The sequence below is a fragment of the Frankia sp. AiPa1 genome (assembly GCF_023243075.1).
Lineage (GTDB): Bacteria > Actinomycetota > Actinomycetes > Frankiales > Frankiaceae > Frankia.
In genome coordinates, this window is sequence record NZ_JALKFZ020000196.1 from 14,294 (window position 1) to 40,905 (window position 26,612).

The window sequence follows — 26,612 nt, forward strand, 5'->3', positions numbered from 1 at the left end:
GAGGCCCGAGGCCCGAGGCCCGAGGCCCGAGGCCCGGGTCCCAGGCCCGGCGTCGCCTAGTGTGGAGCGGCCTCGCGCGGGGGGGCCTCGGGCCGGCGGCGGGACGCGGTGATGAGCACCTGCGGCTCGCTGAACGTCTCGAGGCCCCAGCGCCCGTTCTCGACGCCAAGTCCGCTGGCCTTGTGCCCGCCGAACGGCAGATCCGGCCGTAGCCCGGAGCCGTGTGCGTTCACGGACACCTGCCCGGCATCGAGCCGGGTCGCCACTTCGGCCGCCCGCTCGGGGTCGGCGGACCACACCGAAGCGGTGAGTCCGAACGGTGTGCCGTTCGCGGCGGCCACCGCGTCCTCGAGGTCGTCGTAGGGGATGACCGGCAGCGCCGGGCCGAACTGTTCCTCGTCGACGATCGGGGTGCCGTCGCGCGCACCGGCCAGCACGGTGGGGGCATAGAAGTAGCCGGGCCGGTCCAGGGGGACGCCGCCACACAGCGCGATCGCACCCCCGGCGACCGCGTGGTCGACCAGGTCCGCCACCCGGGTGCGCTGGCGGTCCAGGGTGAGCGGGCCGAGCTGGGTGTCCGGGTGGGCCCCAGGGCCGACGACCGCCGCCGCGGCCTGCGCCGCGAGCGCCTCGGCCAGCTCGTCGTGCCGGGAACGGGGTACGTACACCCGCTTGACGGCCAGGCAGAACTGCCCGTTGTTGCGGAACGCCGCCCAGAACAGGCTCTCGGCGATCGCCGCCGGGTCGGCATCGGCCAGCACGAGGGCAGCGTCGTTGCCGCCGAGCTCGAGGGTCACCCGGCGCAGGTCGTCGACCCCGGCACGGAGCACCTCGCGGCCGGTCGCGGTCGAGCCGGTGAAGCTGAGTCGGCGCGGGACCGGATGGGCCGCGGTGAGCGCGCCGAGCGGTTCCGGTCCGCACACCACGTTGAGCACGCCGGGCGGCAGCACGGGACGAAGGAGTTCGCCCAGCGCGAGGGTCGTCAGGGGAGTGAACGGTGACGGCTTGAGCACGACGGTGTTGCCCGCCCGCAGCGCCGGGGCGAGTTTCCACAGCGCGAGTGCGACCGGGAAGTTCCACGGGACGATCGCGGCCACCACGCCGAGCGGACGGCGCAGGACCTCGGCGAAACCGCGCTCGTCGTCCTGCACCACCTCCCGCGGGATCTCCAGCCCGGCGAAGTAGCGCAGCCACAGCACGCCGCCGGCGATCTCCGCCTGCGCCTCCGCGCGGGGCTTGCCCTGTTCGGCGGTGAGGATCGCGGCAAGGTCCCCCAGCGCGGCGGTGATCGCGTCGGCGGCCGCGGCCAGAGCGCCCCGGCGGCGGCCCTCGTCGAGCCGCCAGGCCGGGAACGCCTCCCGCGCGGCCGCCATCGCCGCGTCGAGGTCGCGGGCGGCGGCCGCGGGCGCGTCGGCGAGCGGCTTGCCGGTGGCGGGGTCCGTCACCTCGTAATGCCGCTCCCCGGGCACCGCCTGGCCACCGATCGTCCAGGTCCTGGTCAACCTGGCCAGCCCAGTCAACTCGGTCGGCCCAGTCAACTCGGTCGGCCCAGTCAACTCGGTCCGATCAGTCAACTCGGTCCGCTCGATGTCGCTCATGCGTCTCCTCCTCGGGCCGCCGCGGGGAGCAGCACCGGTTTCACGACGTCACCGGAGTCGAAGTCCCGTTCGGCGGTGGCCGATCTCGGTCAGGCGGGTCAGTCGGTCAGGCGGGACGGGTGGGTCAGGCGGGACGGGCGGACAGGCCGCGCCGAGCCCGGGCCATCCCGAGCTGCCAGCGCAGGGCGGCACGCTGGCGCCGGTCGGCCCGCAGCATGCGCAGCAGGGACAGCACCAGCCACAGGCCGCTCTCGGCGACGTGGCCGGGCGATCCGTGCACGTCGTCATTGCTGCGGATGTGCAGGTGACGCAGGTTGCGGCGCAGGTACCGCACGTCGCCGGGTGGGATGATCTCGTCCCGGCGGCTGACCAGGACGTGTGCCGGGATGGTGAGCGTGCGCAGCGGCTCGGCCGGCAGCGCCCAGCCGCGCATCGAGGCCAGCGCCGTGTCCGCGGGCCTGCCGGTGAGGTGGGCGAGCGTGTCCACGGTGACCCGGGGCAGTCGCTCCTGCCAGGCGGCGTCGGTGAAGAAGTCATGGACCGGCGCGCCGGCCAGCACCAGACCGCGCAGCCGTCGATCGGTCGGCGCGGCGGCGAGCGCCAGATGACCGCTGAAGCTCAGCGCGCAGGCGTACGCCCGGCTGACCTCCACACCGCGCTCGGCGAGGGCATCGAGGATCTGCGGCCACATCCGCACGCTGTGCGGGCCGTAGCTCGCCGTGTTCTCGCCGACACCGGGCAGTTCGGTGACCAGGCCGGCCATGCCCAGTGCGCGGGCCCTCAGCAGCAGCGGTGCCCACTGCTCCTTCACGCTGACGATCCCGCCGCAGACCAGCAGCAGCGGCTGCGGCGCACCGGGTTCCAGCCCGACGGTCCAGCAGCCGAGCGGGCCGCCCGGCAGATCGAGGTCCACCCGGCGCAGCGGGGTGTGCTCGCGCGCCCAGCGGGCGAACACGTCCACACATCGGTCCAGGGCCTCCCGGCGGGCTGGGCCGTCCACGAAGGGGAAGCGGGCCATGTTGTGGTAGCGGGAGGCCTCCAGCAGGCGTCCGTCGCGTTCGAGCGCGGCCGCGGCGGTACTCCACTCGTGGACCCAGGATCCGGGCCCCACCCCGTCGTGGGTGATCGCGGCCAGCAGGGGGCGGTACCGCGCGGGCGGGATGCCCTGGGCCCCCGCGTGCACGGTGATGTACTGCGCGAGCTCGGCGACGTCGTTCACCGGGGCCGGCACCTCCTGCGCTCGAGGGCTGCCAGCCATGGGCGTTCGGCTGGCTGGAGGTACCGTCCGGGGTGCCGCTTAATCGTGGCTTAGGCGAGCCTGCTCACCGCGGTGGCAGGGCGAGGCGGACGACGATCTGGTCGACCACCGAGCGGACGTACTCGTCGGGCACGATCGGCTCGCGGACCAGGGAGTACTGCACCAGCATGGCCGGCCCGCTCGCGGCCACCAGCTCGTTGGCCGCGTCGGGGCTGATCTCGCCGCGGTCCGCCGCACGCCGCAGCACGTCGAGGATCAGGGCGATACACGGTTCGACCACATGGTCGATGATCGACTGCCGGACGAGGGGGCGGTCGCAGCCCGCCTCGGCGGACACGAGCTGGAACGCCGTGCCCCGGGTCGCGGTGAACGCCGCCTGGATGCAGCCCAGCAGCGCCAGGACGTCGGCGCGCAGGTCTCCGGTGAGCGGCACATCGGCCGGCGCGGGCAGCGTGTGCCGCAGCGCCTCGCCGACCATCTCCTCCTTGGAGGCCCAGCGGCGGTACAGGACAGCCTTGCTGGTCTGGGCGGCGGCGGCGACACGGTCCATCGTGAGGCCGGCGTAGCCGGTGGTCTGAAGCTGGTCGAACACCGCGTCGTAGATCGCCCTGCGCAGGGTGTCGCCGCGGCGGCGCCCCGCGGTCGGGGCGGGGGCGGGGGCGGGGGCGGGGATCACCGTCACGATCAGCCACCTCCGTCCGGCGGCCGGCTCACCGGTCCCCATCCGAGCCTACCGGGGCGGGCGGGGGCGCGTCGGGCTCCGCGGACCCTCTGGGTGGACGACACCCGGGCCGGACCATCCGCTCGCTTAGACCACCCGGGCGCGGACATCGGCGGACAGCTCGGCCGCCAGGCGCCAGGTGCGGGTCCGCTCGGCGGCCGATCGGAAGGCGACCGGGCTGATCCGCAGGTCGGTGGCGCCGGCGTCGAGGTAGCGCCGCAGGCCCACCGCGACGGTGTCCTCGTCGCCGATCAGAACCAGGTCGGCGGGACCGGCCACCCCCTCCCGGTCGAGCGCCGCCCGGTAGGAGGGGATCGCGGCGTAGTGGGCGAGGGCGCGCTCGGCCTGGACCCGGGCCGCGGCCACGTCGGCGGTCACAACGGCGGGCACTCCCGCACCGATGACCGGCGCCGGCCGGCCCGCCGCGCGCGCGGCGGCCGTGATCGTCGGGACGATGAGCTCCTCGAGGACCCGGGGGCCGGCAAGGAACGGCAGGGTTCCGTCGGCGAGTTCGCCGGCGGCCCGCAGCGTCTGTGGTCCCATCGCCGCGACCAGCAGGGGGATGGGCGCCACCGCGGTGCGGGCGAGCCCAGGGGAGGACGCGTCGAGGCGCGCGGTCACGGTCGGGCCCTGCACGTCGGCACCGCCCGTCGCCAGTGCGGACCGCAGGACGCGCAGGTGGTCGCGCAGGTGGCGCACGGGCCGATGGTAAGGGACGCCGTAGATCCGCTCGATCATCTGGTGGTTGCCCATGCCGACACCCAGCGTGAACCGCCCGCCGGCCGCCAGCTGCGCGGTGCGGGCCGCGCTCGCCAGCACCAGCGGGTGACGCGGGTAGATCGGCACCGCCGCGGTGCCCACCCGGACACCCGGCACCTCCCGGCCCAGGATCGCGGCCACGGCGATCGCGTCGAGGTCGAGGCCCTGGGACAGCCAGACCTCCTCGACGCCGAGCTCGGCGGCCTCGCGGGCCTGCTCGACCAGCGCGTCGAGCGGATCACGCTGGTCGCCCGGCTCGGGCCGGGATGGCAGGGAAACCCCGACGCTCATCGCGCCCGCGCCCCGAGCGGGGGCGCCACACGGACACCGGCATCGGCCGGGAACGCCTCCAGCAGGTCCCTGACCTCGGTGAGCACATCGGCCGCCTCGGCGCCGTCGATCACCCGGTGGTCGAAGGCGAGGTTCAGCCGCAGGAGCGGGGCGACCTCGACCGCGCCGGCGCGCACCACCGGGCGCTCCAGCACGCGGCCGACCCCCAGCGTGACCGTCGTACCACCGACCGAGTGGAACCCGTCAACCGCGCGATGGCCGAGCGAGGTCACCGCGAACGTGCCCATGACATAGGCCCGTTTCGGCAGCGGGCGGGCCGCCTGGCGGAAGCGGTACAGCGCCACCGGAAGCCGTGGCTGGTGCAGCGCACGCGCGCCGGCGAACTCCCGCATCCGCTCGGGATCGCCCTCCCGCAGGTGATCGAGTTGACTCTGCACGTCGTCGATCGTAGCCCGGTGCAGGTTGCGCAACACGAACGACAGGACAATCCGCCGCTCGCCGAGCGTCCGGTCAAGTGTGATCTTGCCGTTGGCGAAGGGGTGGCGCTGGACCCGCGGGCGCAGGCGACCCCGGATCGCGGCGTTGGCCTCCGGATGGCGCACGAGCACCCGGGCCGCGGACCACAGCACGTAACTGACCAGCGAGTAGCGCCGCCCCGCGGCCAGCGCCGCGGCCCGGTGCGCCAGCACCGCCGTCATGTCGACCTCGGTGTCGAGGAAGACCGGGGCGAAGGCGCGGATCTCGTTCAGGAAGAACAGGGTGTGCCGACGTTCGCGGGCGATCGGCTCGCCGTGCGCCGACGCCGGCCGAGGGAGCCGGCGGCGGCTCACTCGGCGGCCTGGGCGATCACGGCGTCCACCTCGGTCCGGCGGGCGGCCTCCTGCGCCGACAGCGCGCCGTCGAGGTCCTCGGCGACCTGCTCGTCCTGGCGCATCAGCGCCTCGAGGTCCTGCCGGGCCAGGTCGATGACGCCCAGGTCGGTGTAGGCCTGCTGCACCCGCTCGCTCCACAGCCCGATGTCGCGCACGCAGGGAACCAGCCGGCTGAACAGCAGGCTGCGGAAGGCGGTGACGTGCGGGGACGCGGCCAGTAGCGGGCGCGAGCGTGCGGCCGGAATGCCGAAGCTCTCCCACACCTCGATTCCCTGGATGCGGTCACGCATCAGATAGCAGCCCTCGATCACGAAATCCTCGCGCTCGCGCCGCTCGGCGTCGCTGATCTGCCGGTAGTAGTCGCGCAGCGCCAGCCGGCCGAACGCGACATGGCGGGCCTCGTCCTGCATGACGTAGGCGAGCACCTGCTTGGCCAGCGGCCTGGTGGTCAGGTCACGGATCAGGCCGAAGGCGGCCAGGGCGAGGCCTTCGACCAGGACCTGCATCCCGAGGTAGGGCAGGTCCCAGCGGGAGTCCGCGAGCGTCGCCGCCAGCAGCTGCCAGAGCTGGTCGTTGATCGGGTAGACCAGCTCCAGCTTCTCGTGCAGGAATCGGGAGAACACCTCGACGTGGCGCGCCTCGTCCATCACCTGGGTGGCGCCGTAGAACTTGGCGTCGAGGTCGGGCACGGACTCGACGACCCGCGAGGCGCACACGACAGCGCCCTGCTCGCCGTGCAGGAACTGGGAGAACTGCCAGGCGGCGACGTGCCGCCGGACCTCGCGGTGTTCCCGCTCACTCATCTTCTGCCAGATCTCGGTGCCGTGGATGGCGATCGACTGGTCCGGCATGCCGAGGGCGTCGTGCGGATCGACCTCGGTCTCCCAGGCGATGCGCCGCGCCGAGTCCCACTGCCGATCCTTGCCCTTCTGGTACAGCGCCAGCAGCTGGGCCCGGCCGTCGTCGTAGTCCCAGGCGAACCGGGCGGCGCCGGTCGCGGGGACGGCCGTCGACCACTCGCTGACCGGCTTCGTGTACACCTCGCGTGTTGACACGTCCAACCTCCTTGGTGCGGTCGTTGCGGTGCCCGCCGGGTCAGTCCGCCGGCCGGGGGAGCGGTGTCGGTCCGAGCTCGCCGAGAAACTCGATGATCGCCGCGGTGAACGCGTCGTTGCGGTCCCCGGCCACCATGTGCCGCGCGCCGCCGACGTCGACGTGCCGCGCGTGCGGGATGAGCTCGAGCAGCTCGGCGGCGCCGCGCGGACTGACGACGTCGCTGAGCATTCCGCGGACCAGCAGGGTCGGAATCCGCACGCCGGCCGTGGCCCGGGCGGCGCGGTCGGTGCGCACCTCGGCCTCGGGCCCCCCGGTGATGAAGGCCGGGTCCCAGTGCCAGCGGTGGCGGCCGTCGGGCCCGAGCCGGAGGTTCTTCGCCAGGCCGCCGGTGTCCCGGGGACGGCGCCGTCCCGGCAGATAGGCGGCGATCGCGTCGGCGGCCTCGTCGAGGCTGGCGAAACCGTCCGGGTACGCGGTCATGAAGGCCTTGATGCGGTCGGTGCCGCTGGACTCGATCCGTGGCGCGACGTCGACCAGGATCAGGGCCGTGGCGAGCGCCGCACCACTCTCGCCGACGGCCAGCAGCGACGTCATCCCGCCGAGCGAGGCGCCGACCAGGACGGGCGCACCGTCGATGGTGGCCAGGACCGCCCGCAGATCCGCCACGTAGGCGTTCAGGGAGTAGTCGCCGCCGGGATCCCACCCGCTCTCGCCGTGGCCGCGCCCGTCCAGGGCGATCGCCCGGTACCCGAGCGCGGCGAGGGCCGCGGCGGTGCCGCCCCAGGCGTGCCGCGTCTGCCCCCCGCCGTGCAGCAACAGGACGGGCTGGCCCGGGCCGCCCCAGTCGTCACCGACGAGGGGCAGGCCGCTCGATCCGGTCCACTGCCGGCGTACGGGTGTGCGGGTTGACGGCGGCACGGCTGTGCTCATGGCGAGGTCCTCCTGCTCGCGTCGTCCGGCTCGGCGCCTCGCGATCCGCGGCGGATCAGCATGACGCCAGCTCGGGGTACGTCACCGGGATGAGCGCGGTCGTCGGCGCGGGCGGTGTCCCCAGCGCGGGCGCTACTCCCAGCGTGGGCGGTGTCGTCGGGTACGCGCCGCAGACCTCCGCGGCGCGCCGGCTGACGCGCACGGCGTCCGCCCGACGGTCGTCGCGGTGCAGTGCGACGGCGAGGTGCCGGTAGAAGCTCTCCCGCTGAGGATGCTCGGAGACCAGCTCGTAGAGCTGGCTGAGCAACTCGTGATGGCGGCCGAGGAACAGCTTCGCCTCGATCGAGAACTCCAGGCATTCCAGGCGGGACTCCTCCAGCCAGGTCGCGTAGTTGTTGATGATCGGGCCGCCGCGCAGCCCGCCGAAGGCCTGCCCGCGCCAGAGGCCGAGCGCGGCCTCGAACAGTTCCACCGCCTCGCCATGGCGCCCCGCGCCGAGCCGGGCGCGTCCCTCCTGCCGCAACCGTTGGAACTCCCGGACATCGACCAGGTCGTCGCCGAGCTGAAGAAGATAGCCGGGGGCGCGGGTGACCACCGGCATCGACGCCCCGCGCGGCTGGCGGAGGAACTTTCGCAGGTGATAGACGTAGACGTGTACCCCGGCGGCGGCCTGCCGGGGGCGTGCCCCCGGCCAGAGCTCACCGAAGATCTGGCCGGCGGAGACGACCTGTCCCGCCCGGGCCACCAGGGTGGCGAGAAGAATCTCGACTTTGGTCGCGGTCAGGCTGAATTCCCCGTCGCCGTCCGTGACTCGTATTTCCCCAAGGATTTCGTACCTCATTATGGGCAGGACTCCTTCGGCGCGGCCCGGTCGGGTGGGCGGGTGTCCGGGCCGACCGGGCAGAGGTGGGCCCGGACGTTGTCCGCCTGCACCGGCACGTCCGGGATCGTGGGCGCCTGCGCCCGGATCCGCATGTCATGCCACCTTGCGGGCCCGTCCTAAAGCGAGCCTTGGGGGAAACTGAAGAACGCGCGGGGCCCGGTGGGAGGTGCGTCCGACGAGCCACATGGCGCGTTGGTGAACCCGGAGTTTCGGGCCGACTTTCGGCGGGCGGACTGCATTATCATGACAGTCGGTAAAAACCGGTGGTCCACCGGGTGGTCGCATCATTCGGCGGCCGTGTGGCATTTTTCTGAGGTGGACGCTTTCCCGGCTCGGCATGGCGCGTCGCCGGGCGGATCGGAGCACGGCGCTCATCGGTCCACGACCACCCTGGGAGGGGCATGCGGTACGAGACGCTGGGCCGGCTGCGCGTGACCGACGCGGACCAGGCCCACTCGCTCAGCGCCCGCAAGACAGCCGTGGCGCTCGCCGTACTCCTGATCCGCGCCGGTCAGGTCGTCCCGATGGAGCGACTGATCACGGAGATCTGGGACGACGACCCGCCGACGCGGGCAACCGCCGCCGTCCATGTCTATGTCTCCCATCTGCGCCGGTTTCTCGCCGGGGCGAACGCGGCGAGCCAGATCGTCACCCGGGCCCCGGGCTACCGGCTGACCCTGGGCACCGACGAGGTCGACGCCGACCGCTTTCACGAACTGCTGTGGGACGGTCGGGAGCACGCGGCGCGGGGCAGCCACGAGCGGGCCGCCGAGCTGCTCGAATCGGCGCTTGGTCTGTGGCGGGGACCGGCGCTCGACGGCCTGCACGGATCTGCCGTGGTCGACGGGTACGTCGGGCGGCTCGCGGAGTCCCGGCTCGCCGGCATCGAGACGCTGATGGAAGCCAAGCTCGCGCTGGGGCGCCACCGCGAGGTGGTCGGCTCGCTGTACAGCCTGGCCGCCGAGCATCCGACCCGGGAGAAGCTTCACCGTCAGCTCATGCTCGCGCTGTACCGCTCGGAACGGCAGGCGGACGCGCTACGCGCGTACCACTCCCTCCGCCGGTGCCTGCAGGACTCCGTCGGGCTGGAACCGGGCCGGGGGCTACAGGAGCTCTACCACTCCATCCTCGTCGAGGACGCCCGGCTGGAGACACCGACGGGTCCGATCTGACCGTCTGATCGCCGTTGCGCGCGGTGACCGACCCGGTGCTAGTATTCGCTAGGGTACGGAAAAGTTCCCTAAATCGGCCGGGAGGCCACTATGTCCCCGTCGCCCCAGGGCGAAGCCCTGTCCCCGTCGCCCCAGGGCGAAACGAGGTCCCCGTCGCCCCAGGGCGGTACCGCCGACCGGCCACCGCCGCACGAGGCGCGGCGCGCCCGGCTCGCCCTGCTCGCGATCGTCGCCACCCAGCTGATGCTGGTCCTGGACATCACGATCGTGAACGTGGCCCTGCCGAAGGTGCAGCAGACCCTCGACTTCTCGACCACGAACCTGGCCTGGGTGCTCAACGCCTACACGCTCACCTACGGTGGGCTGCTCCTGCTCGGTGGGCGGGCGGGGGACATCCTCGGTCGTCGCAACGTGTTGTTGGGCGGCATCATCCTGTTCACCAGCGCCTCGCTGCTCGGTGGGCTCGCCACCGAGTCGTGGATGCTGGTGGCCGCCCGGGTCGCCCAGGGTGCCGGGGCCGCGCTCGCCTCGCCGAACGCCCTGGCGCTCGTCGCGACCAACTTTCCGGAGGGGCCGGCGCGGACGAGGGCGATGGGCGCCTGGGCCGCGGTGTCGGGGGTGGGCGGCTCGATCGGGCTGATCATCGGCGGCATGCTCACCACCTGGCTGTCCTGGCGCTGGGTGATGTTCATCAACGTGCCCTTCGGGGTCGTGATCGTGCTGCTGGCGCCGCGGGTCCTGCGTTCGCCGGAACGGCACGAGGGCAGGTTCGACGCCGCCGGCGCGCTGGCCTCGGTGGTCGGGCTCGCCTCGCTGGTCTATGGCTTCCTGCGCGCCTCGTCGGACGGGTGGAGCGACAGTCAGACGATCATCGCCTTCGTGCTCGCCGTCGTGGCGCTCGCCGCCTTCGCGGTGATCGAGTCGCGGGCGGTGCAGCCGGTCGTCCCGCTGCCTCTGATCACCGAGCTGCACCGGGTGCGGACCTACCTGCTCATGCTGCTGCTCACGGGCAGCATGCTGAGCATGTTCTTCTTCGGAACCCAGGTTCTGCAGGAGATCCTCGGCTTCAGCGCACTGCGGGCCGGGCTCGCGTTCCTTCCGCTCTCGTTGGGCATCCTGATCTCGGCCTCCCGGGCCTCCAAGCTGCTGCCCCGGTTCGGCCCGAAGCCCCTGATGCTGCTCGGCTCGGCGCTGGCGACCGGCGGCATGGTGTGGCTGACCCAGGTGTCGGTGGACAGCAGCTACGCGTCGGTCATGCTCGGCCCGCTGCTGCTGTTCGGTTTCGGTCTCGGGCTGCTGTTCGTGCCGTTGAGCGTGAGCCTGGTCGCGGGGGTCGAACAGCGGCTGTCCGGCTCGGCGGCGAGCATGATGGTCACCGTCCAGCAGGTCGGCGGCGCGCTGGGTGTGGCCGTGCTCGTCACCATCTTCGGTTCGGCCAGCCGGCACGCCCAAACGCACGCACCGGCGGGTCTTTCCCGGGCCGAGCTGACCCGCTACGCGCTGGCGCACGGGATCGCACGCGCGTTCGTCGTCGGCGCGATCATGGTGGGCGTCATCTTCGTGCTGGTGCTGGTGACCCGGCCGCTGCGGCTGGGGAACGCCCCGTCGGAGGCCGCCGGCGCCCCGGGGCCCCAGGGCGGAGACGCCGCCGGCCGGGACGCCGCGGACCAGGGTGCGGCCCACCCGGGCGTGTCCGGTGCGACGACGGCTCCCGACTGGGAGCGGTCCAACGGCGACGCCCCGACTGCGTCCGGCTCCGGGCGCCAGGACGACGCCGGCGCCACGCTGGGCACCTGAGGCGGCAAACCTGACCCGGCCGCTGCAGGTGACAGGGGCCGTCGGCGGCGGATCTGGCAGGCATCCGCGGCCGGCGGCCCCGCCCTGTCTCCCGTCGGTTCTGGTTCCCGTCGCTTCGGGGCCGTCGACGGGTCCGGCGGCGGATCCGATCGCCGCGGATCCGAACTCAGCCCGCCACGGCCGAGTAGATGGAACCGAGGGTCGAGGCCTCCAGCACGTCGGGCAGGGAGACCGAACGCCCGGTGCGCTGCTCGACGATCGAGAGCAGCCAGAGCAGGTGCACCGAGTCCCATCCGGGGATCTCGTCGAGGCTGCGTTCGCTGTCCTCGCTGCCCACCTCGATGCCCAGCTCGTCCCGGATGAGCGAGAGGAAGTCGTCCAGGTCGTTCACTGCGGGTCCTCCTTGCCGGCGGTGTCGCCCTGCCCGGTGGCAGGGCTGGTGTGCTCGGTGATGCTGGTGTGCAGGGTGAGGTGGTCGGGTACGGCCAGCGGCTGGCGCAGGTCGTGCCGGAAGACGACGGTGGTCCCCCCTGGGATGGCCTCCGGGTGCGCGCCGCCGCCCGTCTGGTCGGCGGAGTTGCCGGAGTTGCCGTCCCGGCCGGGCGGTTCGACCTCCTCGAAGCCGTAGCGGGGGTAGAAGTCGCGCACCACGCCGTTGCGCGCACTCGGCCGGTACGTCCCGACCACCGCCCGCGCGCCCGCCCTGCGGGCGTGGTCGAGGACGGCCGCGAGACAGGCCTGCTCGATGCCGCGGGAGAACACCCGGCAGCTGAGCAGGAAGTTGTCGACGACGACGGTCTCGCGCTCGCGGTGCAGCAGGACCGCGCCGACCGTCCCGTTGTCGCCGAAGCGGTCCGCCGAACGGATCGCGAACACCTGGGCGGCCGGGTCGCGCAGCAGCCCCTGGACGTCCGCCTGCTGGAGGCGGTGGGTCGTGAGGTTGAACTGGTTGGTGCGCAGGGTGAGCTGGGAGACTCGGGCGACGTCGGCCTCGCTGGCGTCGGCCAGTGTCACGGTGACGTCGAGCTCGCGCAGGTAGTCCTGCAAGGACGAGAAGGAGTCCAGGAAGTCCGCCCGCTCCGCCTCCTGCCGGTAGGTGCTCACCCGGGACCGGTCCTCCGCGGTCAGCTCGCGGGTGTCGAACCAGCCGTCGCGCAGCAGGCGGCTCACATGGAGGGCAGGGTCGCCGTCGACGTGCACGACCGCGACCCCGGGCAGTTCGGCGCGTACCAGAGCGCACTCGTGTGCGCTGTCATCAACGAAGACGAAGCTGTCGACGCCGAGGTTGAGCAGCTCGGCGAGTTCCCGCAGGCTCTCGTGCTTGGGCCGCCAGGTCGCGGTCACCCGGACCAGATCGTCCTCGGCCAGCGTCATCTCGGCGTGTTCCCGCAGCGCGCGGCGCACCAGCTCCTGGTCGTTCTTGCTCGCCACGGCGAGGAGCACCCCCTGCGAGCCGAGCTGCTTGACCACCCGCTGGAACGCCCGGAACGCCTCGCCTCGATAGCTGCCGGCGACCTCGATGCCGGTGACGCCGTCCTCGCCGAGCACGCCGCCCCACACCGTCCCGTCCAGGTCGAGCACCAGCGTCTTCTTGGCCCGGCCGGCGACCAGTTTGACGAGATGGCCGACCTCGCGGGCGTAGGCGGCGAGCAGGGCGGGCGACAGGTGTGCCCGGGCGTAGACGTCCAGCCGTGGATCGGTGGCCCCGACGCCCTCGCCCAGGTGCGGCTCGAGATCGAGCACGACGAGCGCGGGATGATTCTCGGTGAGTCGCAGCAGGGCGGCGTTCGCCTCCCGCCACACCGCGCCGAGCTGGGCCCGCGAGCGATGGTCGACGAGCTGGGCCGGGTAGTGACGCGGCAACGGGAGCGTGTTGAGGACGAGGGTGCCCCGGCTCGTCGCCTCGAACGTTTCCACCAGGCGGGTGAGCAGGGCCAGCTTGGCCTTCAGCGCCGCGGCGACGTCCTGGGGCCGCCAGACGGCGCCGACCTCGTCGAAGACGATCCGGGGGTCGAGCAGGCACAGAGTCAGGTCGGTGTGTGCCTCGTACAGCGAGCTGCCCGGGTCGGACAGCTCGAAGACGTAGGAGTCGAAGGTCGTGCGCACCGGCCGGACCAGGACTCCATGCCGGGCCGCCTGCCCGGTCAGCGCGGGGACGAGCGGGTCGACGGTGCCGTGCGCGGTGATCGCGACGGAGACGACCGGGACGCTCGGATGCTCGGCGAGGACCCGGCCCGGGTCCACCCGGCTCAGCAGCTGGCCGGCGCGGGCCAGCTCCGGCTCGGACAGCGTCGTGAGCAGTGCTGCCACCTGCGGATACCGGGTGACGGCCGCGTCCGTGCGCAGCAGGGCGAGCGGGTCGCCCGCGGGCGGACGCGGCGCCGGACCGGCCGCCGTGTCGGCCAGCGCCGTGTCGGATGGTGCTGTGTCGGATGGTGCTGTGGTGTCGGATGGTGCTGTGGTGTCGGATGGTGCTGGGGGGGACAGCGAGATGTCGGCACGCGCCAGGTCAGGCAACGCCATGTCGTAGGGCCTCCCGTGAGACGGTCCGTGCGCGTCATGCTGCGCGCGGCGCCTAAACGCAGGCCTGAGTGACGCTTGGCCGGCGGCCGTGGCGGCCGGTCGTCGCAGGGCTCAGTTATGCCGGCGTTAAGCGGGCGCCCTGACCATGGCCTCATGAACGCCCCCGAGATCCGGATTCTCTCTGTCGGCACCGCGCTGCCCGGCAGTCCCGTGGACAACGCGCGCCTGGCCCGCCTGTTTCGGATGGATTCCGTCTGGGAGCAGTGGGTGGACGCCTTCATCGGCACCCGCCAGCGCCATCTCGCCCGCGACCTGGACACCGGTGAGCAGTACGCGACACTCACGGATCTGGCCACCACCGCGGCGTCGCGGGCGCTGGCCGGCGCGGGCCTCGGCCCCGAGTCCATCGATCTGATGGTGATGGGCACGTCCACCCCGGACATGCTCATGCCGACGACGCTCAACCTGGTGGCCGACCGGCTCGGGGTGAACAACGTCCCCACCTTCCAGCTCCAGTCCGGCTGCACGGGGGCGGTGCAGGCCCTGGAGGTAGCCCATCACTGCCTGACCGCCGGCGGCTACCGCACCGCGCTGGTGCTCGGCGGGGACACCACGGCCAAGCACTTCGACGTCGGCCTGGACATCACCACGATGCCGCCGGCCCAGCTGGTCAACCTCATCCTGTTCGGGGACGCCGCCGGAGCGGTCGTGCTCACCACCGCGGATGACCGCGAGGGCGCGGTGATCCGCCGGGTGTCGACGACGCTGACGGGGCTCGGCCGGGAGCCGGGCCAGACCCTGGAGTGGTATGGCCTCGCCGACCGTGGCCGTGAGCGACCACCGGCCGGGGAGAACTACAAGGCGATCGAACAGTCCGTGCCCGACATGGCCGCGCAGACGCTGCGGACCCTGCTAGACGAGCTCGGGTGGAAGGACACCGACGTCGACTATCTGCTCCCACCCCAGCTCTCCGGCCGGATGACCCCTCGGATCGTCGCGCATCTCGGTCTGCCGACAGCAGAGGAGATCTCCTGCGTCACCGAGACCGGGAACACCGGCAACGCCCTGCCGTTCCTCCAGCTCGAACGACTGCTCGCCGAGATGGCTCCCGGTGACCGGGCCGTCGCCGTCGCCGTCGAGTCCAGCAAGTGGATCAAGGCCGGCTTCGCCCTCGAACGCGACTGACGGCAGCCGGGCCCAACCGTGCGCCCATCTCTCCCGATCGCGGCGGACGCCCTGCCGCCGTTGCCAGATCACGCTCGACGCGGATCTGTGTGCCATGGCCGAGGCGGGCGACAACATTCCGCTGGAAGCGGTGTTGGCCGAGCTCGGTGATACCGATCTGTTGCCTCCTGAGCTGTCGCAGGCGGTCTACAAGGTTGTGCCGCGCCTGCTGCTGGAGTTGCGGCAACTGCGGAAGTTGCCGGTGGATGTCCGGCGGCGCGTCGAACGGCTCCTGATGGGTTGGCCGCGGACCCCAGGCCGCATCACCGCCCGGCGTTCCTGGGGCCGCGCGCGGGCGATGGTCCGCATGGGTGTGGTCGCCGTCCGCCCTTCGGTGGAACGCCTGCCGTTGATGGCCGACGGGAGGGTGGACCGCGCGTCGCTTCCGGCGCCCGAGTTCGAGGACGAGAGATACCGGCCACCGCGCAACGGCACCGAGCGGGTGCTGGCCAAGGTGTTCGCCGAGGTGCTTGAGCTGGACCGGGTGGGCATCGACGAGGACTTCTTCGACCTCGGCGGAGACTCGCTGCGGGCGATCAGGCTAGTCGGTCTGATCCGGACGGAGTTGCACCACGAGGTGTCCATCCGCACGTTGCTCATGGCGCGCACCATCGCGGGTCTGACTGAGATGTGGGAGGACCTCGCCCGGCCGAGCACGCCGGCATTGCGCAGGAGGACGCAGCACGGCGAGGTCCTCTGACCTCGTAGTTCACCCCGGTGCTCAGCCTGTGGCCGACTGCGGCGGTCCAGTTGTCAGGCCGTCCCCGCCGCGGCGGGTGACCACATCCGCGAAGGCCTCGACGCGGTCGGCGACGGCGTCGAGGCGTTGACACGGCCCGTCGTCGGCGCGTTGGGACTTGCACCCTCGCTAGTCTGCGTTACTATGTACTGGTAGCCAGTAGCGCTAGGTAGCCCGGGTGGAGGTGCCAGGTGGGCAGGCAGATGACGGAGATGCTCAAGGGGACGCTGGAAGGCATCGTTCTCGCGATCCTTTCTCGTCGGCCCGCGTACGGCTACGAGATCACAGCGTGGCTGCGGGACCAGGGCTTCTCCGACATCGCCGAGGGCACCGTCTACGCGCTGCTGGTCAGGATCGAGCAGCGCGGATTCGTCGACGTGGTCAAGGTCCCGTCCGAGAAGGGGCCACCGCGCAAGGTGTATTCCCTCAACGCTACTGGGCAGCAATACCTCGAAGGATTCTGGAGTAACTGGAGCTTCCTCGCAGAACGGCTCGAAGAGCTCCGCAAAGGAGGCAAGTGACCATGCCTGGCGATGACAAGGGCGGCTTCATCGGCAAGCTTATCGGCCCTAAGCGACGGTGGCGGCAGTACAGGGCGCGTGTCCGAGAACTCCCGCCGAACTATCGCGCGGCGGTCGCGGCGATCGAGCGCTACATGATGCTGTTCGTGCCGTCCGACGGCGAACGTGTGGCGTTGCAGTTCGAAGACCTCGCGGACCTGTTCGAGCGAGCCGCGGCGGACGAAACGCCGATCCGCGAGATCGTCGGGAAGGACCCGGTGGAGTTCGTCGAGACATTCGTCCAGAACTACTCCTCCGGAGGCTACGTCCCTGACCGTTCGCGGAAGCGACTTATCGCCGACATCACGCGCGCGGAGGAGGGACAATGACCGTGAGCGCGATCCCTGAGTCGGCGATCCGGGTCCGGGATCTGGAGAAGTCGTACAAGGACCTACACGTGCTGCGCGGCGTGGGCTTCGACGTGGCGCGAGGCAGCATCTTCGCACTGCTCGGCTCCAACGGGTCGGGCAAGACGACGGTCGTGAAAATCATGTCCACCCTGCTCAAGGCCGACGCGGGGAGTGTCAACGTCCACGGCCACGACGTGGCCACGCACCCGGCCAAGGTACGTGAGGCCATCAGCCTCACCGGGCAGTTCGCGGCCGTCGACGAGATGCTCAGCGGGCAGGAGAACCTCGTCCTGATCGCCAGGCTGCGGCATCTCAAGAACCCAGGAAAGATCGCCGACAACATGCTCCGGCGTTTCTCGCTGGTCGACGTGGGCGTGCGGAAGGTGTCGACGTATTCAGGCGGAATGCGCCGCCGGCTCGACATCGCGATGAGCCTCATCGGGAATCCGCCGATCATCTTCCTGGACGAGCCGACGACCGGGCTCGACCCCCAGGCGCGCATCGAGGTGTGGCAAGCCGTCAAGAAGCTCGCTGATCAGGGCACGACGGTGCTGCTCACCACGCAGTATCTGGAAGAGGCCGAGCAGCTCGCCGACCGCATCGCGATCCTCCACAGGGGCCGGATTATCGTGGACGGCACCCTGACCGAACTCAAGCAGCTGCTCCCACCAGCCAAGGTTCAGTACGTCGAGAAGCAGCCGACACTCGAGGACGTCTTCTTCGCCATCGTCGGTGCCGACGACGAGAACGGTGACAGTGGCGAGGACAGCGACGCTGAGACGACCGAGACGTTGGCTCGGACGAGTGATTGAGCGACCATGAACAAACATTTCTTCGGCGACACCGCCGTCCTGCTGGGACGATCCCTCAAGCACGTCATGCGTAGCCTGGACACCGTCATCACGACCGCGATCATGCCGATTGCCATGATGCTGATGTTCGTCTACGTGTTCGGCGGCGCGATCAGGACTGGGTCGGGTCACTATGTGAACTACATGCTCCCGGGTATCCTGTTGATCACGGTCGCGTCGGGTGTCTCCTACACCGCGCTCCGCGTCTTCACCGACCTGAAGAGCGGGGTCTTCGCGCGCTTCCAGTCCATGCCCATCGCGCGGTCGGCCCTGTTGTGGGCGCACGTACTGACCTCGCTCGTCGCCAATCTGATCTCGCTCGTGATCGTTGTGAGCGTCGCTCTCCTCATGGGCTTCCGCTCGGGGGCGGGAGTGCTGGACTGGCTCGAGGTTGCGGGCAGCCTGCTCGTGTTCACCTTGGCGTTGACGTGGATCGCGGTGATCGCCGGTCTCGCCGGGAAGACGGAGGCCGGCGCGGGCGCGTTCTCCTTCCCTCTCATCTTCCTTCCGTTCGTCAGCTCGGCATTCGTGCCCACCGCGACGATGCCCGGCCCGGTGCGCGCCTTTGCCGAACACCAGCCGGTAACCTCGATCGTCAACACGATCCGCGACCTGCTCGCACAGCGCTCGGTCGGCACCAACATCTGGACCGCCCTCGCCTGGTGCGTCGGCATTCTCATCGTCGCGGCCACCTTCGCGATGGTGGCCTACCGCCGCAAGCTCTCCTAGACGAGTAAGTCCTGACGGCTCCGTGGTCGTAGGCGATCAGTGAGCGGGTGACGGGCGTCGGGGACAGGCTGGCGGCTATCGCGGCAAGAATGTTCGACATACGCCCCGATACTGGACCGGCGTCCGCTCGTCGATACCTTCTTGCGAAAGTGTAGAGACCCACCTATGGCTTTGATTGGGTGGCTTTGATTGGGCCCGCGGAGGTGTCAGTGTGCCGCGGCGGTGACGGGGCGGCCGAACCAGGTGGCCAGGGCGGTGCGCAGAGCGTCGGTGGTGACCGGGTCCGGGAGGGCCTCGGCGACCTGGCCGTCGGGACGGACCAGCAGGACCCGGGCCGGGATCTGCGGGTGCGCGGGGGCCCGGACCAGGCGGACGCGTGGCAGCCAGGCGTCCGCGAGAGCCTGGAGGCCGACCGGGTCGGGGTCGTCGCCCGCGGGTTCGACCGGGGCCAGGTCGACCAGTACCCCCTGGCCGGCACGTAGCGCCTCGGCGAGAGCGCCGGGGCCGTCGTCGGCGGCCTCGTCGGTCAGTGCCTCTGGGACGGGCTGGCCCACCAGCGCCGCCGCCGGGTCCCCGCGGTCCGGGGCGGGTAGGGGGTAGCGGACCGTGGAGGCCATCCGTAGCAGGTGGCGGTTGACGTCCTCGAAGCGCAGCAGATCACCGACCAGTTCGCGCAGCACGCCGACCCGGTCGAGCGGGTGCAGCAGCGCCATCGAGGCCTCGGCGTGCCGGCATACCCGCCGGCCCACGGGGTGGCGCTCCTGGTGGTAGCTGTCGAGCAGGTCGGGGGCGGCCTGTCCGGCGAGCGTGGCGGCGAGCTTCCATCCGAGGTTGACGGCGTCGTGCACGCCCGCGTTGACGCTCTGGGTGCCGGAGATGAACAGCGCGTGGGCGGCGTCGCCGGCGAGGAACACCCGGCCCGACCGGTACCGGTCCGCGAGGGTGACCGGGCCGCCGAAGCGGCCGGCGAAGCGGATCGGGCCGAGCCGCCGCGGCCCGCCGGTGACCCGCTCGACCGCCGCGGCGAGCTCCGCGTCGGTCACGGGCAGCTCACTCGTGGACGGGCTGCGGCCGAACTCGATCGTCATCGCCCGGACCCGGTCGGCGGTGAGGGGCACCAGGCCGAACATGCCGCCCGCGGTGACCTCGGAGGCGAACTCGACGTGCTCGCCGCGGGTCTTCTCCAGGTCTCCGAACAGGCCGTGGTGGCTCTGCCCGAACGACGTCACGCTGATCTGCGCGTGCCGCCGTACCGCGCTGTGCTGCCCGTCTGCGCCGACCAGGTAGGCGGCGGGCAGGCGCTCAAGGTCGCCCGCCGGCGTGCGGGCCTCGGCGACGACGCCGCTCGCGTCCTGGTGCAGCCCGGTCAGGGTGTGACCGCGGCGGATCTCGGCGCCGAGCTCGACGGCCCGCTCCTCGAGGAGGCGCTCCAGGCGCCACTGCGGGTAACCATAGGTCACGTCGTCGGCGTCCGCGCCGGTCATGTCGAGCCACATCAGGGCGAACGGTGTGCGCGGCCAGGGGAGAATCTCCTGCGGGCGGATCCGGTCACGCAGGCCGCGCAGGCGCAGCGCCCGCAGCGTCTGACCGTGCACGGCCTGGCCCGCGGACGCCCGGGCGGGCTCGGTCCGTTGCTCCAGCACGATGGTGGGCACGCCGTGCAGGCGCAGCTCGCCGGCGAGCATGAGGCCGGTGGGGCCGCCACCCACCACGATCACGGTCTGTTTCACGGTGCGACAACCTCCGCGGTGACGGGTTCGCCCGGGGCGTGCCGGGTGCTGGCGGCGGGACCCGCGGCCAGCAGATCGCTGACATGCCGGGCGAGCTGGACGAGGGTCGGATGGTCAAAGACCACGGTGGCGGGGACCTCGACGCCGGTCGCGGCCCGCACCCGGCCCGCCAGCTCCAGGGCGGTGAACGAGGAGAAGCCGAGCTCGATGAGGCTCGCGGCCTCGTCGATCGACTGCTCGCTGTGGCCGAGCACGCCCGCGGCCTGGCTGCGCAGGGTCGCCAGGACGAGGTTTTCCCGTTCGGCCGGGTCCGCCGTGGCGAGGTGTTCCAGCAGCGGGGGGAGATCCGCTGGCGCGAGCGGGCCCTGGGCCGCAACCCCGGCGAAGAACGCGGCCGGTCGCGCGGGCAGGTAGCTCGGCCAGTCGACGTCGGCGACCAGGCGGAACGGGCTGCTGGTGGTGCCCGCCGCGCCCAGCACCCGCATCGCCGTGGCGGCGGTGACCGGGCGCAGGCCCGCACGATCCCCGGCGAGCGTCGCGGCCGGGTCGCCGCCGGCATCGGCATCGGTATCGATGCTGACGTTGGCGCTGGCATCGACGTTGGCGCTGCCATTGACGTTGGTATTGACGTTGGCGCCGGTATTGGCGTTGGTGCCGGCGCTGGTGTCGGTCGTCCATGGACCCCAGGCGACGCACAGCGCCGGCTGCCCGGCGGTGGCCCGGGCGGCTATGCGCTCGGCCACCGGAGGCGCGACGAGACGCCCGGTGGCGGCGAAGTCGGCGGGCAGCGGGACGAACACCACGAACGCGTCGAGCTCCCGTCCATGGGTGAGCGCGTCGAGCTGGTCGAGGCCCGTGCCGGTCCCGTCGGTGGCGTGCACGACGCCGGTGAGCGGTTCGTCGTCGGGCAGCGCGGCGAGCTGGTCGGCCAGGCCCGCAGCCTTGGGACCATCGGCGCTGGGGTCGTCGGCGCTGGGGCCGTCGGCCGTCGGCAGGACGGTCAGGCGGCAGCCGGCTACGGCGACCGCTGCCGCGAGGGCTTCGGCCGCGGCGTGGTCCGGGACTGGTGCCGGGGTTCGGCGCGGGCCTGCGGCGAACAGGATGTGCCGTGCGCCGTTGCGGGCGAGCCAGCGGGCGGCCTGGCCGGCGAGAGCGCTGTCGGGGCCGGTGACCAGGACGGTGCCGCGCGGCCGCCAGCCGCGCTCGGCGCCGGGCTGGGAGCGGGCGCGGGCGAGGGTCCCGCCGGCCGGATCGTCGCCGCCGGTGGGAGAGGCTGCGACGCGGTAGAACCAGGCGGGCGCTCGCCGGTAGGCGTCCAGGGCCGGCAGCAGCGTCTGCAAGGCGGCGTGCTGCGCGTCGTCGGCGGCCAGTGCGTCGGCGAGTCCGGCGAGGTTTCCGGTGGCGACCGCCTCCCAGAAGGGCCGCTCGTGCTCGGCCATTCCGACGTCGATACCGCCGAAGGTGTCCTCGGCGTCCAGCCAGTAACGCTGTCGCTGGAAGGCGTAGGTCGGCAGCTCCAGCATGGGCCCGCCCGCCTGGCCAGCCGGGGCTGTCGAACCCGCTGGGGCCGCCGGTGCGGCCAGGTGGCCGGTGGCGCCCGTGCCTGGTTCGGCGGCCGGCACGCCTGACGGCCCGGCGCCTGACGGCCCGGCGCCCGAGGGACCGGGGACCGGCGCCGCGGCGAGCAGGCCGTGGATGTGCGCGAGGGACAGGGCCGCGGCGAGCGACCAGGGCTCCGGCCGGTCGGCGCGCAGCACCGGCAGGAACACCGGGTCGTCCGTTCCTGGCCGGTCGGCGTGGGCGGCGAGGGTCTCCTGAGCCAGCGGGGTCAGGACTGCCGCCGGGCCGATCTCGATGAAGCCGGTGACGCCGGATCCGTGCAGGTGGATGACCGCGTCGCCGAAGCGGACGGCCTGGCGAAGCTGGCGCGACCAGTAGGCCGGGGAGCGCAGCCGCTCGGCGGAGATGAGGTCGCCGGTCACCGTGGAGACCACGGGAAGGACGGGCTCGTGGAAGGTCAGGTCGCGGGCCACCGCGGCGAGGCGGTCGAGTGCGCCGTCCATGTGCGGGGAGTGGAAGGCATGGCTGACCCGCAGCCGTCGAGTGCGGTGGCCGAGCCCGCGTAGCGTGCGCATCACCTCGGTCGCCGCGTCCCGGTCGCCCGACAGGACGACGGTCGCCGGGCCGTTCACCGCGGCGATGTCGAGGCGACCCTCGTGGGCGGCCAGCAGCGGCCGGACCTCATGCTCACCCGCGCGCACCGAGACCATCGATCCGCCCGCCGGCATCTCCCACATCAGGCGGGCTCGGGCGGCGACCAGGGTGGCCGCGTCGTCCAGATCGAGCACGCCGGCCACGTGCGCCGCCACCAGCTCGCCGATCGAGTGCCCGGCCACGACGTCGGCACGCAGGTCCCGGCTGGCCAGCAGGCGGTAGAGGGCCACCTCCAGCGCGAACAGCGCCGGCTGGGTGTAGCGGGTCTGGTCGAGCAGTGGCGCGTCCGCGGACCCGGGTGGCGCGAACATGATCTCACGCAGGTCGCGGTCGAGATGGGGGGTGAAGCGGGCGCACACCTCGTCCAGGGCGGCGGCGAACACCGGCTCGGACTGGTAGAGCTCGGCGCCCATGGCGGCACGCTGACTGCCCTGGCCGGTGAACAGGAACGCGACGCGTCCCGGCGGGCGTGCCGTGGCCGGTCCGACCAGTTCGGGCGCATGGTCCCCGCGGGCGAGCGCGGCCAGGGCGGATCGCAGCCGGTCGGCGTCCGCGGTGACGACGGCCGCCCGGTCGCCGAGTGGGGATCGGGCCGTGGCCAGCGTGCTGGCGAGGGCGCCCAGGTCGAACGGCCCGGGGTGCGCGGCGAGGGTGTCGTGCAGCCGCTGGGCCTGGGCGGCCAGCGCGGGGCGGCCGTGCGCGGACAGGGCGAACGCCGGCACCGGTGCCGGCGGGCTGTCCGGAACCGCCGGGCTGTCCAGGGCCGCGGCGCCGTTGCGGACCGCGGAGCCGTCCTGCGCCGCCCCGCCGTGCTCGGCCGCCCCGCCGTCGCCGCCCTCCGGCCCGCCGCGCGTGCCGTCGGACCCGTCGCCGGTCACCTCCGTGCCGCGACCGGCGAGCGGTGCCTGTTCGAGGATGACGTGGGCGTTCGTGCCGCTGATGCCGAAGGCGGACACCGCCGCCCGCCGGGGGCGCCCGGTGCGGGGCCACGGGGCCGACGCGTCGAGCAGCTCGACTGTTCCCGCCGACCAGTCGACGTGCGGCGAGGGCTGCTCGGCGTGCAGGGTGCGGGGCATCGTGCCGTGGTGCATCGCCATGATCATTTTGATGATCCCGGCGACGCCGGCGGCGGCCTGGGTGTGGCCGAGGTTGGACTTCACCGAGCCCAGCCGCAGCGGCTGGGCCGCGCTGTGCCGGCGGCCGTAGGTCTCGATCAGGGCCAGCGCCTCGATCGGGTCACCGAGGGCCGTGCCGGTGCCGTGCCCCTCGACGACGTCCACGTCCTCGGCGGCGAGGCCCGCGGCGGCCAGCGCCTGGGTGATCACCCGCTGTTGGGCGGGGCCGTTGGGCGCGGTCAGGCCGTTGGACGCACCGTCCGAGTTGACGGCCGAGCCGCGGATCAGGCCGAGGACCCGGTGACCGCGTTCCACCGCGGTGGACAGCCGTTCCAGCACCAGCAGCCCGACGCCCTCCCCGAACCCGGCGCCGTCCGCGCCGGCGCCGAACGAGCGGCAGCGGCCGTCGGCGGACAGCCCGCGCTGCCGGCTGAACTCGACGAACAGGCCCGGCGTGGACATCACCGTCACCCCGCCGGCCAGGGCGAGCGTGCACTCCCCGCGGCGCAGCGCCTGGCCGGCCAGGTGCACGGCGACCAGCGACGACGAGCAGGCGGTGTCGATGCTGACCGCCGGCCCCTCCAGGCCAAACGTGAACGCGACGCGGCCGGAGGCGACGCTGCCCGCGCTGCCGTTGCCGACGAACCCCTCGTACTGGGCCGGCACCCGGGGCAGCCGGGAGGCGTAGTCGCTGTACATGACGCCGGTGAACACACCGGTGTCGCTGCCGCGCAGGGACATCGGGGCGATCCCGGCCCGCTCGAAGGCCTCCCAGGCGATCTCGAGCAGCAGCCGTTGCTGCGGGTCGGTGGCGGTCGCCTCGCGCGGGCTCAGGCCGAACAGGCCCGCGTCGAACTCCGCCGCGTCGTGCAGGAAGCCGCCGCGGCGCGTCGTCGAGGTGCCGGGCGCGTCGGGGTCGGGGGAGTGCAGCGACTCGACGTCCCAGCCCCGGTCGACCGGGAACTCGCTCGTCGCGTCCCGCTCGGCGAGCACGAGTTCCCACAGGTCCTCCGGGGTGCGCACCCCGCCGGGGAACCGGCAGCTCATCGCCACCACGGCGATGGGCTCGCCCTGGGCGGCCTCCAGCCTGGCCAGCCTCTGGCGGGTCTGGTGCAGCTCACTGGCGGCACGCTTGAGGTAGTCGACGAGTTGATCTTCACTGGGCATCCGGCTTCGCCTTCCTGAGCAGCCTTGCGGACCTTCGCCGTGCGGTGGCCAGGCGTGGCGTCGCCCTGCCGTGGCATCGCCACGCGGGACGCCGCCGTGGGAGGGATCGCCGTGGGAGGGATCGCCGGGCCGAGGGGACGCGGGAGGCGCGGTTCATCCGCGGCCGATCTCGTTGTCGAGGAATTCGAAGATCGCGCCGACGTCGGCGGAGGCGAGCTGCTCGGCGATCCCGGTGGGATCGGCCGCGTGCGGTTCCAGACCGTCCCAGCGGTGGACGATCGCCCGCAGCCGGGCGAGCACGTCCCGACGGGCCGCGTCGGAGGACGCGGACAGCACGGCCTCGACCTCGTCGAGCGGACGGTCGGCCGGGTCGGCGGGGGCCGCCGGCAGTAGGCGTTCGCGCAGGTAGTCGGCCATCGCGGTCGGGGTGGGACGGTCGAACACGAGCGTCGCCGGCAGGGTCAGGCCGCTGGCGGCGGCCAGCCGGTTGCGCAGTTCGAGTGCCGTCAGCGAGTCGAACCCGAGCTCGGTGAAGGTGCGGTGGGCGCCGACCGCGGCAGCACTGACATGGCCGAGCACCGCGGCGATCGTGGCGCGGACCTGGTCGAGCACCGCCCGGTCCCGCTCCGCCTCGGGTAGCCGGCCCAGGTCCCACAGCGCGGCCCGGGCCGCACCGTCAGGGGAAGGCGTTGCCCCGGCCGGGACGGGCGGCACGAGGGCGGTGAACAGCGCGGGCAGCAGACCGGCGCGGGCCCGGCGGCGCAGGGCCGGCAGTTCGAGCCGGACGGGCGCCACCAGGGCACGATCCGCCGCGAGGGCCGCGTCGAACAGTGCGAGCCCCGATGCGGTCGCCAGCGTCGCCAGTCCCTCGCGGCCGAGGCGGGCCTGGCGGGCGTCGTCGACCACCCCGGTCATCTCTCCGCGCGTCTCCCACAGCCCCCAGGCCAGCGAGGTCGCGGGCAGGCCCTGGCCGCGGCGCCAGGCGGCGAGCCCGTCGAGGTACGCGTTCGCCGCGGTGTACCCGGCCTGGCCCGCGCTGCCGGCGACGCCGGCGAAGGAGGAGAACAACACGAAGGCGCGCAGGTCGAGTCCGGCTGTCAGCCGGTGCAGGTGCCAGGCGGCGTCGGCCTTGGGGCGCATCACCGCGTCGAGTCGGTCGGCGCTCAGCGAGCCGAGCAGGGCGTCGTCCAGGCCGCCGGCGGCGTGGATCACCGCCCGCAGCGGGCGGTCCGCCGCGATCCCGGCGAGCAGTGCGGACAGCGCGGCCGGGTCGCTGACGTCGCAGGCGGCGAGCCTGGCCTGGCTGCCCCGCGCGGCGAGCTCGCTGACCAGCGCGGATGCCCCATCCGCGGCGGCCCCGCGCCGGCTGACCAGCAGCAGGTGACGCACGCCGTGCACGTCGGCCAGATGCCGGGCCAGCAGCCCGCCGAGCAGGCCGGTCCCACCGGTGATGAGAACGGTCCCGTCCGGATCCCAGCCGCCCGGCAGCAGACTGTCGCTGTCGTCCACGGCGCTGTCGACAGCCGGGGTGTCCGTGGTGGACGGGGCATCCTCGGCGGCCGGAATGTCCCTGCTGGGTGGGATGAGGGCGGGTGTCCCGGGCTCGGGAAGCGGGACGAGTCGGGCCGCGTGCGGGCGGCCGTCGCGCACGGCCAGGCCGGTCTCGCCGCTGGCCAGGGCAGCGGCGACGGCGTGGGTGACCGCGGCGCCGAGGCCGAGACGATCGTCGAGGTCCAGGAGGACGAGCCGGCCGGGATGTTCGAGCTGCGCGGTGCGGACGAGACCCCAGACCGCGGCGCCGACGGGATCCGCCACGGGTTCGTCCGGCCGGGCGGCGACGGCACCCCGGGTGGCGATCACCAGGTGGGAGCGGGCGTGGTCCTCGTTGGCGAGCCAGGACTGCAGCAGGGCCAGGATGTCGCCGACGGCAGCCCGCGCGCCCTCGGCGTCGGGCGAGGGCCGGGGTTCCACCACGGCCAGCACAATCCTGTCGCCGCTGTCGCCGCTGTCGCCGCTGTCGCCGCTGTCGCCGCTGTCGCCGCTGTCGCCGCTGTCGCCGCTGTCGCCGCTGTC

Annotated in this window: 22 protein-coding genes; 8 read left to right on the forward strand and 14 right to left on the reverse strand. The window is 72.8% G+C overall.

The annotated features are described in order from the left end of the window. Positions 1-56: 56 nt before the first annotated feature. The 9 genes from MXD95_RS27605 to MXD95_RS28760 all read right to left on the reverse strand — a co-directional run bounded on the left by MXD95_RS27605 (position 57) and on the right by MXD95_RS28760 (position 8,460). A complete protein-coding gene (locus MXD95_RS27605) occupies positions 57-1,598 on the reverse strand; it encodes an aldehyde dehydrogenase family protein (protein ID WP_250643670.1) in 1,542 nt (513 codons plus the stop codon). 124 nt (positions 1,599-1,722) lie between these two features. After that, on the reverse strand, positions 1,723-2,817 hold the full coding sequence (locus tag MXD95_RS27610; protein WP_250643671.1) for an alpha/beta hydrolase: 1,095 nt from the start codon (positions 2,815-2,817) through the stop codon (positions 1,723-1,725). A gap of 103 nt (positions 2,818-2,920) precedes the next feature. After that, positions 2,921-3,538: a TetR/AcrR family transcriptional regulator gene (locus MXD95_RS27615; protein WP_250643672.1), complete on the reverse strand. Its 618-nt coding sequence runs from the start codon at positions 3,536-3,538 to the stop codon at positions 2,921-2,923. Positions 3,539-3,664: 126 nt separating this feature from the next. Beyond that, positions 3,665-4,627 carry a TIGR03564 family F420-dependent LLM class oxidoreductase gene (locus tag MXD95_RS27620; protein ID WP_250643673.1) on the reverse strand — a complete coding sequence of 321 codons (963 nt, stop codon included), beginning with the start codon at positions 4,625-4,627 and terminating at the stop codon, positions 3,665-3,667. Beyond that, the gene (locus tag MXD95_RS27625; protein WP_250643674.1) at positions 4,624-5,457 is read right to left on the reverse strand and encodes a 2-oxo acid dehydrogenase subunit E2; all 834 of its coding nucleotides are present in this window, start codon (positions 5,455-5,457) and stop codon (positions 4,624-4,626) included. Before MXD95_RS27625 ends, MXD95_RS27620 begins: the two co-directional genes overlap by 4 nt. Then, entirely contained in the window at positions 5,454-6,554 is a 1,101-nt protein-coding gene (locus MXD95_RS27630; protein WP_250643675.1) for a ferritin-like domain-containing protein, read from the reverse strand. The genes MXD95_RS27625 and MXD95_RS27630 overlap by 4 nt, the downstream gene beginning before the upstream one ends. Before the next feature lie 40 nt (positions 6,555-6,594). Next, positions 6,595-7,485 (reverse strand): alpha/beta fold hydrolase, encoded by an 891-nt coding sequence (locus MXD95_RS27635; RefSeq protein WP_250643676.1) that lies wholly within the window; start codon positions 7,483-7,485, stop codon positions 6,595-6,597. A 55-nt stretch (positions 7,486-7,540) separates the two neighbouring features. Next, positions 7,541-8,326 (reverse strand): AfsR/SARP family transcriptional regulator, encoded by a 786-nt coding sequence (locus MXD95_RS27640; protein ID WP_250643677.1) that lies wholly within the window; start codon positions 8,324-8,326, stop codon positions 7,541-7,543. Beyond that, positions 8,326-8,460, reverse strand: coding sequence for a hypothetical protein (locus MXD95_RS28760; RefSeq protein WP_285223800.1), 135 nt, complete (start codon positions 8,458-8,460; stop codon positions 8,326-8,328). The genes MXD95_RS27640 and MXD95_RS28760 overlap by 1 nt, the downstream gene beginning before the upstream one ends. 309 nt (positions 8,461-8,769) lie before the next feature. On the opposite strand from MXD95_RS28760, the gene MXD95_RS27645 reads away from it, so the two are divergent. After that, the gene (locus MXD95_RS27645; RefSeq protein WP_250643678.1) at positions 8,770-9,540 is read left to right on the forward strand and encodes an AfsR/SARP family transcriptional regulator; all 771 of its coding nucleotides are present in this window, start codon (positions 8,770-8,772) and stop codon (positions 9,538-9,540) included. A gap of 90 nt (positions 9,541-9,630) precedes the next feature. Continuing rightward, positions 9,631-11,337 (forward strand): MFS transporter, encoded by a 1,707-nt coding sequence (locus MXD95_RS27650; RefSeq protein WP_250643679.1) that lies wholly within the window; start codon positions 9,631-9,633, stop codon positions 11,335-11,337. A 166-nt stretch (positions 11,338-11,503) separates the two neighbouring features. Here MXD95_RS27650 and MXD95_RS27655 read toward each other — a convergent pair whose 3' ends face one another. Then, complete coding sequence (locus tag MXD95_RS27655) at positions 11,504-11,728, reverse strand: acyl carrier protein (RefSeq protein ID WP_250643680.1); 225 nt, start codon at positions 11,726-11,728, stop codon at positions 11,504-11,506. Next, positions 11,725-13,860, reverse strand: coding sequence for an HAD-IIIC family phosphatase (locus MXD95_RS27660; protein WP_250643681.1), 2,136 nt, complete (start codon positions 13,858-13,860; stop codon positions 11,725-11,727). Before MXD95_RS27660 ends, MXD95_RS27655 begins: the two co-directional genes overlap by 4 nt. A gap of 153 nt (positions 13,861-14,013) precedes the next feature. Between MXD95_RS27660 and MXD95_RS27665 the strand changes: the two genes are divergently transcribed. The 6 genes from MXD95_RS27665 to MXD95_RS27690 all read left to right on the forward strand — a co-directional run bounded on the left by MXD95_RS27665 (position 14,014) and on the right by MXD95_RS27690 (position 18,313). Then, positions 14,014-15,045: a 3-oxoacyl-ACP synthase III family protein gene (locus MXD95_RS27665; protein ID WP_250643682.1), complete on the forward strand. Its 1,032-nt coding sequence runs from the start codon at positions 14,014-14,016 to the stop codon at positions 15,043-15,045. Between the two features lie 94 nt (positions 15,046-15,139). Continuing rightward, positions 15,140-15,784: a phosphopantetheine-binding protein gene (locus MXD95_RS27670; RefSeq protein WP_250643683.1), complete on the forward strand. Its 645-nt coding sequence runs from the start codon at positions 15,140-15,142 to the stop codon at positions 15,782-15,784. Positions 15,785-16,026: 242 nt separating this feature from the next. After that, the gene (locus MXD95_RS27675) at positions 16,027-16,344 is read left to right on the forward strand and encodes a PadR family transcriptional regulator (protein WP_250643684.1); all 318 of its coding nucleotides are present in this window, start codon (positions 16,027-16,029) and stop codon (positions 16,342-16,344) included. Between the two features lie 2 nt (positions 16,345-16,346). Next, positions 16,347-16,712 (forward strand): DUF1048 domain-containing protein, encoded by a 366-nt coding sequence (locus MXD95_RS27680; RefSeq protein WP_250643685.1) that lies wholly within the window; start codon positions 16,347-16,349, stop codon positions 16,710-16,712. 2 nt (positions 16,713-16,714) lie between these two features. Further along, on the forward strand, positions 16,715-17,545 hold the full coding sequence (locus tag MXD95_RS27685; protein ID WP_308301597.1) for an ABC transporter ATP-binding protein: 831 nt from the start codon (positions 16,715-16,717) through the stop codon (positions 17,543-17,545). A gap of 6 nt (positions 17,546-17,551) precedes the next feature. Beyond that, a complete protein-coding gene (locus MXD95_RS27690; protein WP_250643686.1) occupies positions 17,552-18,313 on the forward strand; it encodes an ABC transporter permease in 762 nt (253 codons plus the stop codon). Between the two features lie 206 nt (positions 18,314-18,519). Here the strand turns inward: MXD95_RS27690 and MXD95_RS27695 are convergent, their stop codons facing one another. The 3 genes from MXD95_RS27695 to MXD95_RS27710 all read right to left on the reverse strand — a co-directional run. Then, the gene (locus MXD95_RS27695) at positions 18,520-20,043 is read right to left on the reverse strand and encodes an FAD-dependent monooxygenase (RefSeq protein ID WP_250643687.1); all 1,524 of its coding nucleotides are present in this window, start codon (positions 20,041-20,043) and stop codon (positions 18,520-18,522) included. Beyond that, the gene (locus MXD95_RS27705) at positions 20,040-24,539 is read right to left on the reverse strand and encodes a type I polyketide synthase (protein WP_285223802.1); all 4,500 of its coding nucleotides are present in this window, start codon (positions 24,537-24,539) and stop codon (positions 20,040-20,042) included. The genes MXD95_RS27695 and MXD95_RS27705 overlap by 4 nt, the downstream gene beginning before the upstream one ends. 153 nt (positions 24,540-24,692) lie before the next feature. Beyond that, the coding region (locus tag MXD95_RS27710) for a type I polyketide synthase (RefSeq protein ID WP_250643688.1) at positions 24,693-26,612 on the reverse strand (1,920 nt) is incomplete at its 5' end.